Genomic DNA, 12,214 nt, shown 5'->3' with positions numbered 1-12,214 from the left:
GAAAGGTATGTTTTCCCAGATCGATGGCGACAATAGTTACGTTGTTCATGGCAATGGCCTCCGAAAGACACCCTGTGAAAGCTTAGAGAGCGATCACAGGGTGTGAGGGGATAGCCATTTCATTAGTGATCTGTTTTGAAAGGATAAAAAGGGTTACTTCTTCATCAGCGCCGAACAAGCCGCCTTGTAAGCCTCATGCTGATACTTGTTCAGCGTTCCCGGTAGTTCGAAGTCGTGCTTTTTGCTTTGCGCATTGATGGTCTGCGGTGACAGCAGTGTCACCTCGCAATTGTCCAGCAACTGGAACACACCCTCGATCTTGAACGTGGTTGGCCCACCGGCGAATTCGCCCTTCTTGCTGCGCTTCTTGATGGCGATGCGATCAATGGCATTTTCGCGAACAAAGGACGCCACCTGAGCCGCGAACACCTTGACGTTGGCGGCTTCGTCGTCATCGTCGAGGGCGATTTTCCTGGTCGCGAGCGCAACATGGCTCAGCGCCTGACCCTCCAGCATGGCCACGGCGATGATCGCTTCGCTGCCTTTGATTTCGATGCCGCAGACTTTCATGTTGAATCCCTTTACTGGCTGAAGGCGTGCAGCTTACAGCTCAAGTGGAGCGGCGTTCTCTTACTCCTGTCCAATCGACTCCAAAAACTCCGACCGCTCGTCACTCATCCGCGCCACGCAATCATTTTGCGCAATGGTGAATGCCTTGCTGCCGGCGGTGGCCGGGAAGGCTTCGACGGCGCAGTCGGCGTCGCGGGTCTTCGTCCACTGCTGCTGAGCGGTCTTGATCCTGGCGGTGATGTCGCTCAGTTGCGACGGGGTCTTGCCGTAGAGCGACTGCATGCGCTCGTTCAGGCTTTTGAGGTTTTCGCTCAATAGATCTTCGGCGGTTTTTTTGCTGTAAACGGAGCATTCCAGGGTCTGGACGTCGTTTTCCACTTTGTCGCATGGGTTGTCGTCGGATTCCTCCGCCGCGTGTACGCCGGTCGCAATCAGCGCCAGAGCCAGGATGATGGATTTCATTACGTTGCCGCCCCTTATTCCAGTAAAGCTTCCAGTAAGGCCTCAAGAGATGCGGCGAATTCTGGCCCAAGCTGAAGGCGTTGAACAGGTAGCAGATTGCGCCTGGCGACGACCCTTTGTCGCGGATTGACGCTTTCGGCAATTCCCCTGTCGTTTTTGCACCCGGCTGCCGAGGCACCGAGGCATATGCTGGCCCAAAGCGCCGGCAGACGATTCGGCGCATGAATCGCTAACAAGGGGACAGCCTGATGAGCCCAGCCGAATTGCACGCCGACAGCATCGTTATCGACGGGCTGATTATTGCCAAGTGGAACCGCGAACTGTTCGAAGACATGCGCAAGGGCGGTCTGACCGCTGCCAACTGCACCGTTTCGGTGTGGGAGGGCTTCCAGGCCACTGTCAACAACATCGCTGCCAGCCAGAAACTGATCCGCGAGAACAGCGACCTGGTGATTCCGGTGCGTACCACCGCCGATATCCGCAAGGCCAAGGAGCAGGGCAAGACCGGCATCCTCTTCGGTTTCCAGAACGCCCACGCCTTTGAAGACCAGATCGGCTATGTCGAAGTGTTCAAGCAGCTCGGCGTCGGTATCGTGCAGATGTGCTACAACACCCAGAACCTGGTGGGCACCGGTTGCTACGAGCGTGACGGCGGCCTGTCGGGCTTCGGTCGTGAAATCGTCGCCGAGATGAACCGCGTCGGCGTCATGTGCGACCTGTCCCACGTCGGCTCCAAGACGTCCGAAGAAGTCATCCTCGAATCCAAGAAGCCGGTCTGCTATTCCCACTGCCTGCCGTCGGGTCTGAAGATTCACCCGCGCAACAAGTCCGATGAAGAATTGAAGTTCATCGCCGACCACGGCGGTTTCGTCGGCGTGACCATGTTCGCGCCGTTCCTGGCCAAGGGCATCGATTCGACCATCGACGACTACGCCGAAGCCATCGAATACACCATGAACATCGTCGGCGAAGACGCCATCGGCATCGGCACCGACTTTACCCAGGGTCATGGTCAGGACTTCTTCGAATACCTGACCCACGACAAGGGCTACGCCCGCCGCCTGACCAGCTTCGGCAAAATCATCAACCCGCTGGGCATCCGTACCGTGGGCGAGTTCCCGAACCTGACCGAGACCCTGCTCAAGCGCGGCCACTCCGAGCGTGTGGTGCGCAAGATCATGGGCGAGAACTGGGTGAACGTCTTGAAAGATGTTTGGGGCGAATAAGCCGCCGCACTTCTGAATCCTTACCTGCGGCCATCCGCGCCGCAGGCAACACCAAAATTTTTCTGGAGTTAAGTTTCCATGGCCAAGATCGCCCCGCAATTGCCAATCGAAGTCGACAGCGAGACCGGTGTCTGGACGTCCGACGCCCTGCCGATGCTGTACGTGCCGCGCCATTTCTTCGTCAACAACCACATGGGTATCGAAGAAGTGCTGGGCGCCGAAGCCTACGCCGAAATCCTCTACAAAGCCGGCTACAAGTCCGCCTGGCACTGGTGCGAAAAAGAAGCTGAATGCCACGGCCTGGAAGGCGTCGCGGTGTTCGAGCACTACATGAAGCGCCTCTCGCAACGCGGCTGGGGCCTGTTCAAGATCCAGGACATCGACCTCGACAAAGGCACCGCCAGCGTCAAGCTCGAACACTCAGCGTTCGTCTACGTCTACGGCAAGGTCGGACGCAAAGTCGACTACATGTTCACCGGCTGGTTTGCCGGTGCGATGGACCAGATCCTCGCCGCGCGCGGCAGCAAGATCCGCACCGTCGCCGAACAAGTCTACGGTGGCTCCGAAGAGGGCCACGAAGACGGTTTGTTCACCGTCAAGCCGTTGTAAGTCGAGGAACCCGCCATGGCTTTCGAAGCAATGTTCCAGCCGATCCAGATCGGCAAACTGACTATCCGCAACCGCGTGCTCAGCACCGCGCACGCCGAGGTCTATGCCACCGACGGCGGCATGACCACCGATCGGTACGTTAAGTATTACGAAGAGAAGGCCAAGGGCGGGATCGGCCTGGCGATCTGCGGCGGTTCGTCCGTGGTGGCCATCGACAGCCCTCAGGAATGGTGGAGCTCGGTGAACCTGTCCACCGACCGCATCATCCCGCACTTCCAGAATCTGGCCGACGCCATGCACAAGCACGGCGCCAAGATCATGATCCAGATTACCCACATGGGTCGTCGCTCCCGTTGGGACGGCTTCAACTGGCCGACGCTGATGTCGCCGTCGGGCATCCGCGAGCCGGTGCACCGCGCCACCTGCAAAACCATCGAGCCGGAAGAAATCTGGCGGGTAATCGGCAACTACGCCCAAGCGGCACGCCGCGCCAAGGCCGGCGGCCTGGACGGTGTCGAGCTGTCGGCCGTGCACCAGCACATGATCGACCAGTTCTGGAGCCCGCGGGTCAACAAGCGTACCGACGAATGGGGCGGTACCTTCGAAGGCCGCATGAAGTTCGGTCTGGAAGTGTTGAAAGCGGTGCGTGCCGAGGTCGGTGACGATTTCTGCGTGGGCATGCGTATCTGCGGTGACGAGTTCCACCCCGATGGCCTGTCCCACGAGGACATGAAGCAGATCGCCAAATACTACGACGACACCGGCATGCTGGATTTCATCGGTGTCGTGGGTTCGGGTTGTGACACTCACAACACCCTGGCCAACGTGATTCCGAACATGAGTTATCCACCGGAGCCGTTCCTGCACCTGGCCGCCGGTATCAAGGAAGTGGTCAAGGTTCCGGTGCTGCACGCGCAGAACATCAAGGACCCGAACCAGGCCACCCGTATTCTGGAAGGCGGCTACGTCGACATGGTCGGCATGACCCGCGCCCACATCGCTGACCCGCACCTGATCGCCAAGATCAAGATGGGCCAGATCGACCAGATCAAACAATGTGTCGGCGCCAACTACTGCATCGACCGTCAATATCAGGGTCTGGATGTGCTGTGCATCCAGAACGCGGCCACCTCCCGTGAGTACATGGGCCTGCCGCACATCATCGAGAAAACCACCGGCGTGAAACGCAAAGTGGTGGTGGTCGGTGCTGGTCCAGCGGGCATGGAAGCGGCGCGTGTGGCGGCTGAGCGTGGCCACGACGTGACCTTGTTCGAGAAGAAAGAATTCATCGGCGGGCAGATCACCACGGCCTCGAAAGCGCCGCAACGGGACCAGATCGCCGGTATCACCCGCTGGTATCAACTGGAACTGGCACGCCTGAAAGTCGACCTGCGCCTGGGGACTGCGGCGGACGCGCCCACCATCATGGACTTGCGTCCGGACGTGGTAGTGCTGGCGGTCGGCGGTCATCCGTTCCTGGAGCAGAACGAGCATTGGGGCGCGGCTGAAGGCCTGGTGGTCAGCAGCTGGGACATCCTCGACGGCAAGGTGGCACCGGGCAAGAACGTACTGGTGTACGACACCATCTGTGAATTCACCGGCATGTCCACGGCGGACTTCCTCGCCGACAAGGGCAGCCAGGTCGAGATCGTCACCGACGACATCAAGCCGGGCGTGGCAATTGGCGGTACGTCGTTCCCGACCTACTACCGCAGCATGTACCCGAAAGAAGTGATCATGACCGGCGACATGATGCTGGAGAAGGTCTACCGCGAAGGCGACAAGCTCGTGGCCGTACTGGAAAACGAATACACCGGCGCCAAAGAGGAGCGGGTGGTGGACCAGGTGGTCGTGGAAAACGGCGTGCGCCCGGACGAAGAAATCTACTACGCGTTGAAGGAAGGTTCGCGCAACAAAGGCCAGATCGACGTCGAAGCCTTGTTCGCGATCAAGCCGCAACCGTGCCTGGAGCAGAGCGGCGCCGGCTATTTGCTGTTCCGCATCGGCGACTGCGTGGCCCAGCGCAACGTGCACGCGGCGATCTACGACGCGCTGCGGTTGTGCAAGGATTTCTAAGAGCTTGTGGATAACCTTGTAGGAGCGAGCCTGCTCGCGATGAATTTGAAGGCGCCGCGTTCTTTCAGACCGCGCGCGTCATCGTTAACGACCATCGCGAGCAAGCTCGCTCCTACAGGGGGTCGAGCAAAGCATCCAGGTAGTTAAGCCCGAGGTCTTTGGGAGCTTCACCATGTTGAACACCCTTCTTCCAATCCTGTTGTTCGCTGCCCTGGGCCTTGCGGTTCTGGGCGCGTTACGGCGGGTGTCCATGTGGCGCCGGGGCCGTGCCTCGAAGGTCGATCTGATCGGCGGCCTGTTCGCCATGCCCAAGCGTTACATGGTCGACCTGCACCACGTGGTGGCGCGGGACAAATACATCGCCAACACCCACGTGGCCACGGCCGGTGGTGCGGTGGCGTCCATCGTGCTGGCGATTCTGGTGCACGGTTTCGGCCTGCATAACCGCATCCTCGGGTACGCACTGCTGCTGATGTCGGCGGTGATGTTCGTTGGTGCGATCTTCGTTTACCTGCGTCGACGCAACCCGCCGAGCCGTTTGTCCAAAGGCCCGTGGATGCGCCTGCCGAAAAGCCTGCTGGCGTTCTCGGCGTCGTTTTTCCTGGTGACCCTGCCCGTGGCGGGCATTCTTCCGGAGAATTTCGGTGGCTGGCTGTTGGCGACGATCCTCGGCATCGGCGTGCTGTGGGGCGTATCGGAGCTGTTCTTCGGTATGACCTGGGGCGGGCCGATGAAGCACGCCTTCGCCGGTGCCTTGCACCTGGCCTGGCACCGTCGCGCCGAGCGCTTTGGTGGCGGTCGTTCCACGGGCTTGAAGCCGCTGGACCTGACCGACCTGTCCGCACCGCTGGGCGTAGAAAAACCCAAGGATTTCACCTGGAACCAATTGCTCGGTTTCGACGCCTGCGTGCAGTGCGGTAAGTGCGAAGCGGCGTGCCCGGCGTTCGCCGCTGGTCAACCGTTGAACCCGAAAAAACTGATTCAGGACATGGTCGTTGGCCTGGCGGGCGGCACCGATGCCAATTTCGCCGGCAGCCCGTATCCGGGTAAAGCCATCGGCGAACACGCTGGTAATCCCCATCGGCCGATCGTCAACGGTCTGGTGGATGCCGAGACGCTGTGGTCATGCACCACTTGCCGCGCCTGCGTCGAGGAGTGCCCGATGATGATCGAGCACGTCGATGCCATCGTCGACATGCGCCGTCACCTGACCCTGGAAAAAGGCGCGACCCCGAACAAAGGCGCCGAAGTCCTGGAAAACCTGATCGCCACCGACAACCCGGGCGGCTTTGCGCCGGGCGGGCGGATGAACTGGGCGGCGGACTTGAACCTCAACCTGCTCAGCGACAAGAAATCCACCGATGTGCTGTTCTGGGTCGGCGACGGTGCCTTCGACATGCGCAACCAGCGTACCCTGCGCGCGTTCGTCAAAGTGCTGAAAGCGGCCAAGGTCGACTTCGCCGTGCTGGGCCTTGAAGAACGCGACAGCGGCGATGTGGCCCGGCGTCTGGGCGATGAAGCCACCTTCCAGTTGCTGGCCAAACGCAACATCCAGACCCTGGCCAAATACCGCTTCAACCGTATCGTCACCTGCGACCCGCACAGCTTCCATGTGTTGAAGAACGAGTACGGCGCCTTCGACGGCAACTACCTGGTGCAGCACCACAGCACCTACATGGCGGAAATCATCCAGGCCGGTGCGCTGAACCTCGGTCAGCACAAGGGCGACAGCGTGACCTATCACGACCCGTGCTACCTCGGCCGCTACAACGGCGAGTACGAGGCGCCGCGCGAGGTACTGCGTGCGCTCGGGATCGAGGTCAAAGAGATGCAACGCTCCGGTTTCCGCTCGCGCTGCTGCGGTGGTGGCGGCGGGGCGCCGATCACCGACATTCCGGGCAAGCAACGGATTCCCGACATGCGCATGGAAGACATCCGCGAAACCGGCGCTGAACTGGTGGCCGTGGGTTGTCCACAGTGCACGGCAATGCTCGAAGGCGTGGTCGAACCGCGGCCGTTGATCAAGGACATTGCCGAACTGGTGGCCGATGCGCTGCTCGAAGACCAGGCACCGAGCAAGCCATCCACGCCAGCCAAACGTGAACCTGCGGAGGCCCACTGATGAGCGACATTATCCGCCGCGACCCACGGGCTGAATGGATCGCCCGAAACCGCCTGCATCCGCTGCACGCAGCCATGCAGCCGGCGCAACACAGCTGGATGGGGCCCAATGGCGTCATGCGCAAGAACCCGCACGGCATCGGTTTTATCGGCCCGAACGGCATCAAGCGCATCGACCGCAGTGGCGCGCAGCAGGGTGGTGCGACCAAGCGCTCGGCTGCCGTTGAAGTGCAATTGCCGCTGCATCAGGTGCCAGCACCGGCGTTCTACATCAGCGTCGTTCCAGACATGGTTGGTGGCCGCTTGAGCAGTCACGACCGCGACCTCCTGGGCCTGGCCCATCAACTGGCGGGCAAGGACGGCGCGGTGTTGGCCGTGGTCTTTGGCGAACATAAAGAGAGCGCCTTTGCCAGTGCCGGTGTCGATCGCCTGCTGGTGCTCGAAGGAGATGAATTCAGCGGTTATGCACCGGAACAACGTGTCCAGGGCTTGCGGGCTGTGGATAACCAGTTCAGTCCGCGTCACTGGTTGCTTCCCGACAGTCGTACCGGCGGTGGCGAGCTCGGTCGCCGTTTTGCCGCGGCGTTGGGCGAACGCCCGGCCACGCGGGTCTGGCAGGTCAAGGACCAGGAATGTATCGGCCGCGCCGGTGCCGGTCTGCAAGACCTTGCGCGTCCGCTCGCACGGTTGATTCTGGCGGCTGCCGAATGCGCCGAACCGGTCAGCGAAACCCGTCACGAAGCCCTGCCGGTGGAGTTATCCACAGCGGTCCCGCGCAGCCTCTCGCGGATCGAGGATCTGGGTGCGGTGGCGGTGGACCCGGCGGCGATTCCGATGGCCGAAGCGGAGTTCATCTTCTCCGGCGGCAACGGCGTCAAGGACTGGGGACTTTTCCACAGGACCGCCGAGGCATTGGGTGCCACCGAAGGCGCGTCCCGGGTTGCCGTGGACGACGGTTTCATGGCCCGCGACCGTCAGGTTGGCGCCTCGGGTACCTGGGTCACTGCGCGGGTCTACGTGGCGGTGGGGATTTCCGGGGCGATCCAGCACCTGCAGGGCATCGGTGCCTGCGACAAGGTGGTGGCGATCAACCTCGATCCCGGCTGCGACATGATCAAACGGGCCGACCTGTCGGTGATCGGCGAGAGTGCCGAGATTCTTCAAGCCTTGATCGCGGCGGTAGAGGCCTACCGCAACGACGCCAAGCGCGATGCGGCTTAAGGGAAGGAAAGGGTTATGAGCACGAAAATCATCAGCCTGGTGTCCATCGGCGCCCACCCGACGTCCGGCCGTCCACGTCGCGCCGAACAGGATGCGCGTGCCGTGGAACTGGGTTTGCAGTTGGCTGGGGATAACTTGCAGGTGCTGCATGCCGGCGATGTCGCCGAGCCTGCGTTGCGCGCTTATCTGGGCATGGGGCTGGAGCAATTGCATGTCCTCGAACAACCCGAGGGCGCGGATGCGCTGCCGGCGTTGACCGCGTATTTGCGCGATGCCGGCGCTCAGGTGGTGTTGACCGGCAGCCAGGCTGAAACCGGCGAAGGCTCGGGCATGTTGCCGTTCCTGCTGGCTGAAAGCCTGGGCTGGCCGCTGGTGGTGGGGCTGGCGCAGGTCGAGTCCATCGATGGCAGTTCGGCGCTGGTGCTGCAAGCCTTGCCACGTGGTCAGCGTCGTCGCTTGAAGGTTCGCCTGCCGTTTCTCGCGACTGTGGATAACGCCGCGCCCAAGCCACGGCAAAGCGCCTACGGTCCGGCCCGGCGCGGGGTGTTGCAGGCCGATGAAGTGGAAGTCGTCGACGATGAACTGCTGGCGGTGGCGACCCTGCAGCCGGCCAAGCCGCGACCCAAGCGCCTCAAAGTCATCAAGGCCAAGAGCGGTGCCGACCGCATGAAAGCCGCGACGGCCAAGGCCAGTGGCGGCGGCGGGCAAGTGCTCAAGGGCGTCACGGCGCAGGCGGGGGCTGAAGCGATTCTCAAGCTGCTGATCGAAGAGGGCGTGGTGCGCTGACACCCAGCCTCGAGCCGCAATACCCGGAAAAACACCCATCCCTGCGGCGCGTTGCTGCGCCGTGAGCGCCCACGTAAAACGGGCGCTCGATGATCTGTGGAGTTTTAATCAATGTCGGTTGAGTTTCGTTCGGCGGTACGCGCGGATGCGCGCGAGATTGCGCGTCTGTTTCAGATTTCCTCGGAAGGCGCTTCGGATTACATCTGGAGCCAGATAGCAGAGCCCGGGCAGGACCTGTTGGACGTGGGAGCCATCCGTTATGCCCGTGAAGATGTGGATTTTTCCTACCAGAATTGCCTGATCGCCGAGGCCGAGGGGAAGGTCATTGGCATGCTGCACAGCTACGTGATGCGTTATGACCCGTTCGCGGAGCCAGTGACCGATCCGGTGCTGGCGCCGTACGCGACGATGGAGATCCCCGACACCCTTTATATTTCCAGCTTGGCGCTGCACGAGGGCTGGCGAAACCAGGGCCTGGGCAAGCAATTTCTCGCTTACGCCTACGACCGCGCCAATCGGCTCGGACTCAACGGCCTTAGCCTGATCGACTACGCCGCCAACACCGGCGCCCGGCGCTTCTATGAGCGCCACGGCTTCCGCATCGTCGATACCTGCCAGATCACGCCGCACCCGATGATCCGGGTCACGGGCGAGGCCTATTTGATGTACCGGCCTTAACGGGCTATGGCGACGACGACCGCCCCTGACAGAATTGCCAGGGGCGGTACCAAGCCGTCATTTCTTTAAAAGAACATCCCGCCCGGAAGACCCCTCCGAACATGATCAGGCGCACTCGTGTGGATAACGCCTGCCTGGTTCTCCACAAACGCTGTTGGCGATTCTGTGGATAACATGTTCGCCCCTCGCTGCAGCCCTTGAAAATGAAGCCTTTCAGCCCGTAGATCAAAAAACAATCAGCGTAAGCTACGGTTTTTTCGGTTGTTTTTCTGAGGATAAGTGTGAGCTCGAAGCAAAACTTGTCCCCGATCTCTGTTGGCGCTTCTGTGGATAAGATGTTCGCTTACCGCTACAGGCCATATAAAACGTGCCTCTCAGGTGTTTGGTCAAAAATTGATCGAATCGTCTTTTTTATCTGTTCCACCTCCCGCAAATGCAGAAATTACGCGGCTTTCAGCGGTTTTCCACAGAAGCGCAGAAGTTGCCCCCAAAGTCTGTTGGCGCTTCTGTGGATAAGGTGTTTGCCATCCGCTACGGGCCATGTAAAACGTGGTCTTCATGGGGTTGGTCAAAAATTGATCAGGCGCGGCGGGAAACCGTGATTCCGGATAAGTCACGGATTTTCTTCGGTTTCTGTGGAGAAAATTTCGAACCTGTCCACAGTTGTCCCCATTTGCTGTGGGTGGAGATGTGGATAACTTGTTCGCGAAAGGCTGGGAGGCGCGCACTGTATAGCGCCGAACGGAATAGATCATATTTCGTACAGTGCTAAAGGGAAGAGGGTAATGGCGGGAGTAAACGTCGCGAGCAGGCTCCTGGAGGAGCGAGCCTGCTCGCGATGGTCGTGAACGATAACGCGGGGTATCAGTTATCCCGCGGTGCTCATGCGTCCATCGTGAGCAGGCTCCTACAGAGTGGGATATTTAACCTTGGACAGGGACACCTTTGAGGTAAGGCGCCGGCTCAGCCCCCAGATTGTTCAGCATCCGCTCGCTGTACCAGTCCACGAAGTTCACCACGCCAAATTCATACGTCTTGGAGTAAGGGCCAGGCTGATAAGCGGTGGAGTTGATGCCGCGCTGGTTTTCTTCGGCCAGGCGACGGTCCTGGTCGTTGGTGGCGTCCCAGACTTTGCGCATGCGCTCTACGTCGTAGTCCACGCCTTCGACGGCGTCCTTGTGCACGATCCACTTGGTGGTGACCATGGTTTCCTGGGCGCTGATCGGCCACACGGTGAACACGATGATGTGGTCGCCCATGCAGTGGTTCCACGAGTGCGGCAGGTGCAGGATGCGCATGGAGCCCAGGTCGGGGTTCTTGATGCGGCCCATGAGCTTGGCACAGCCTTGTTTGCCGTCCATGGTCATCGACACGGTGCCCTTGAGCAGCGGCATGCGCACGATGCGGTTACGCAGGCCGAAGCTGGCGTGGGCGTAAGGGATCTTCTCGGCTTCCCAGGCAGCGGCGGAGGCGGCGACATGGTCCTTGAACGCCTGGTCGGCGCGCGGGTCGGTGACGTCGTCCCATTCCAGCAGGGTTTTCAGCAGTTCCGGGTGTGAGCCGCCGCAGTGGTAGCACTCGCGGTTGTTTTCCAGCACCAGTTTCCAGTTGGCTTTTTCCATCAAGGTGGTTTGCACCGCCACCTTGGTGTTTTCCATGTCGTACGGTTCCATGTAATGGCTGAGCGTCGACAGGAAGTCGTCGATGGCCGGCGGGTTGTCCGCCAGGCTGATGAAGATGTAGCCACCCGCGGTTTTCACGTTCACCGGCTTGAGGCCGTACTGGTTCATGTCGAAGTCGGCACCCATCTCGGTGCCGGCGAACAACAGGCGACCGTCGAGTTCGTAGGTCCACTGGTGGTAGTGGCAGACCAGTTTGGCGACCTTGCCCTTGTCGCTGGTGCACAGGCGCGAGCCACGGTGACGGCAGACGTTATGGAACGCGTGCACGACGCCTTCGGCGCCACGGATCACGATGATCGGGTTCTTGCCGACCTGCAGTGTCAGATAGTTGCCCTTGGTGGGGATCTCGCAGGTCATGCCGGCGATCAGCCACTCTTTCTGAAAGATTTCCTGCATGTCGATATCAAACAGGCGCTCGTCAGAGTAAAACGGCTGCGGCAGCGAGAACGTGCGCTCGCGCTCTTGCAGCATCTGGGCGGTGGCCTTGCGTGCGGGTTCCAGCGGATCGCCCAGGCTCAGGGTAGTAGTGACGTCCATCGTTTAATCCTCAAGGCCATCTGCGTGGCCGGCGAAAGTGGCTAATCAGGTGTGCTGCTCAGGTTTGCTACGCAAGGTGTAAAGGTTGTGTCTTGGTATGGGGCGAGTGTGGGGCCGGCGCTGGCCAGAACCTTATCCATGGGCGACATGGTGCAATCTGTTCCCGACGCGCAAGCCCCGGTAGTTGGGGGCTGGTCGCGATAAGCATGTGAATGTCGCAGATAGGTAAATGGGTGGTTCGCGCTA

Annotated in this window: 11 protein-coding genes; 7 read left to right on the top strand and 4 right to left on the bottom strand. The window is 60.6% G+C overall.

The window, feature by feature from the left end:
• Window positions 1-153 precede the first annotated feature (153 nt).
• Both F7R06_RS27155 and F7R06_RS27150 read right to left on the bottom strand, forming a co-directional pair.
• Window positions 154-570, bottom strand: coding sequence for a DUF3010 family protein (locus F7R06_RS27155; RefSeq protein WP_090325861.1), 417 nt, complete (start codon window positions 568-570; stop codon window positions 154-156).
• Window positions 571-630: 60 nt separating this feature from the next.
• Entirely contained in the window at window positions 631-1,032 is a 402-nt protein-coding gene (locus tag F7R06_RS27150) for a lysozyme inhibitor LprI family protein (protein ID WP_090325858.1), read from the bottom strand.
• Window positions 1,033-1,280: 248 nt separating this feature from the next.
• Here F7R06_RS27150 and F7R06_RS27145 point away from each other — a divergent pair, with 248 nt between their 5' ends.
• The 7 genes from F7R06_RS27145 (at window position 1,281) to F7R06_RS27115 (ending at window position 9,749) form a co-directional block, all read left to right on the top strand.
• Window positions 1,281-2,258, top strand: a complete 978-nt coding sequence (locus F7R06_RS27145; RefSeq protein ID WP_008033250.1) for a dipeptidase — start codon at window positions 1,281-1,283, stop codon at window positions 2,256-2,258.
• 78 nt (window positions 2,259-2,336) lie between these two features.
• Entirely contained in the window at window positions 2,337-2,867 is a 531-nt protein-coding gene (locus tag F7R06_RS27140) for a DUF5943 domain-containing protein (RefSeq protein ID WP_008048169.1), read from the top strand.
• Window positions 2,868-2,882: 15 nt separating this feature from the next.
• A complete protein-coding gene (dgcA, locus tag F7R06_RS27135) occupies window positions 2,883-4,943 on the top strand; it encodes a dimethylglycine demethylation protein DgcA (RefSeq protein ID WP_090325856.1) in 2,061 nt (686 codons plus the stop codon).
• 172 nt (window positions 4,944-5,115) lie between these two features.
• Window positions 5,116-7,065 (top strand): dimethylglycine demethylation protein DgcB, encoded by a 1,950-nt coding sequence (dgcB, locus tag F7R06_RS27130; protein WP_090325853.1) that lies wholly within the window; start codon window positions 5,116-5,118, stop codon window positions 7,063-7,065.
• Entirely contained in the window at window positions 7,065-8,285 is a 1,221-nt protein-coding gene (gene etfA, locus F7R06_RS27125) for an electron transfer flavoprotein subunit alpha (RefSeq protein WP_090325851.1), read from the top strand. Before dgcB ends, etfA begins: the two co-directional genes overlap by 1 nt.
• 15 nt (window positions 8,286-8,300) lie before the next feature.
• A complete protein-coding gene (etfB, locus tag F7R06_RS27120) occupies window positions 8,301-9,071 on the top strand; it encodes an electron transfer flavoprotein subunit beta (RefSeq protein WP_047534320.1) in 771 nt (256 codons plus the stop codon).
• A gap of 111 nt (window positions 9,072-9,182) precedes the next feature.
• Window positions 9,183-9,749, top strand: a complete 567-nt coding sequence (locus F7R06_RS27115; protein WP_090325848.1) for a GNAT family N-acetyltransferase — start codon at window positions 9,183-9,185, stop codon at window positions 9,747-9,749.
• 386 nt (window positions 9,750-10,135) lie between these two features.
• Here the strand turns inward: F7R06_RS27115 and F7R06_RS27110 are convergent, their stop codons facing one another.
• Both F7R06_RS27110 and gbcA read right to left on the bottom strand, forming a co-directional pair.
• The gene (locus tag F7R06_RS27110) at window positions 10,136-10,366 is read right to left on the bottom strand and encodes a hypothetical protein (protein WP_139204829.1); all 231 of its coding nucleotides are present in this window, start codon (window positions 10,364-10,366) and stop codon (window positions 10,136-10,138) included.
• A 306-nt stretch (window positions 10,367-10,672) separates the two neighbouring features.
• Window positions 10,673-11,968 carry a glycine-betaine demethylase subunit GbcA gene (gene gbcA / locus F7R06_RS27105; RefSeq protein ID WP_090325846.1) on the bottom strand — a complete coding sequence of 432 codons (1,296 nt, stop codon included), beginning with the start codon at window positions 11,966-11,968 and terminating at the stop codon, window positions 10,673-10,675.
• Between the last annotated feature and the right edge of the window lie 246 nt (window positions 11,969-12,214).

This window comes from Pseudomonas moorei (assembly GCF_008801475.1).
In the GTDB taxonomy this organism is placed as follows: Bacteria; Pseudomonadota; Gammaproteobacteria; order Pseudomonadales; family Pseudomonadaceae; genus Aquipseudomonas; species Aquipseudomonas moorei.
This window is presented reverse-complemented; position numbering and strand designations above follow the sequence as displayed.

Bases quoted from the DNA above. Each gene is read 5' to 3' on its own strand.
- F7R06_RS27155 (WP_090325861.1), bottom strand. From the start codon at position 570: ATGAAAGTCTGCGGCATCGAAATCAAAGGCAGCGAAGCGATCATCGCC.
- F7R06_RS27150 (WP_090325858.1), bottom strand. From the start codon at position 1,032: ATGAAATCCATCATCCTGGCTCTGGCGCTGATTGCGACCGGCGTACAC.
- F7R06_RS27145 (WP_008033250.1), top strand. From the start codon at position 1,281: ATGAGCCCAGCCGAATTGCACGCCGACAGCATCGTTATCGACGGGCTG.
- F7R06_RS27140 (WP_008048169.1), top strand. From the start codon at position 2,337: ATGGCCAAGATCGCCCCGCAATTGCCAATCGAAGTCGACAGCGAGACC.
- dgcA (WP_090325856.1), top strand. From the start codon at position 2,883: ATGGCTTTCGAAGCAATGTTCCAGCCGATCCAGATCGGCAAACTGACT.
- dgcB (WP_090325853.1), top strand. From the start codon at position 5,116: ATGTTGAACACCCTTCTTCCAATCCTGTTGTTCGCTGCCCTGGGCCTT.
- etfA (WP_090325851.1), top strand. From the start codon at position 7,065: ATGAGCGACATTATCCGCCGCGACCCACGGGCTGAATGGATCGCCCGA.
- etfB (WP_047534320.1), top strand. From the start codon at position 8,301: ATGAGCACGAAAATCATCAGCCTGGTGTCCATCGGCGCCCACCCGACG.
- F7R06_RS27115 (WP_090325848.1), top strand. From the start codon at position 9,183: ATGTCGGTTGAGTTTCGTTCGGCGGTACGCGCGGATGCGCGCGAGATT.
- gbcA (WP_090325846.1), bottom strand. From the start codon at position 11,968: ATGGACGTCACTACTACCCTGAGCCTGGGCGATCCGCTGGAACCCGCA.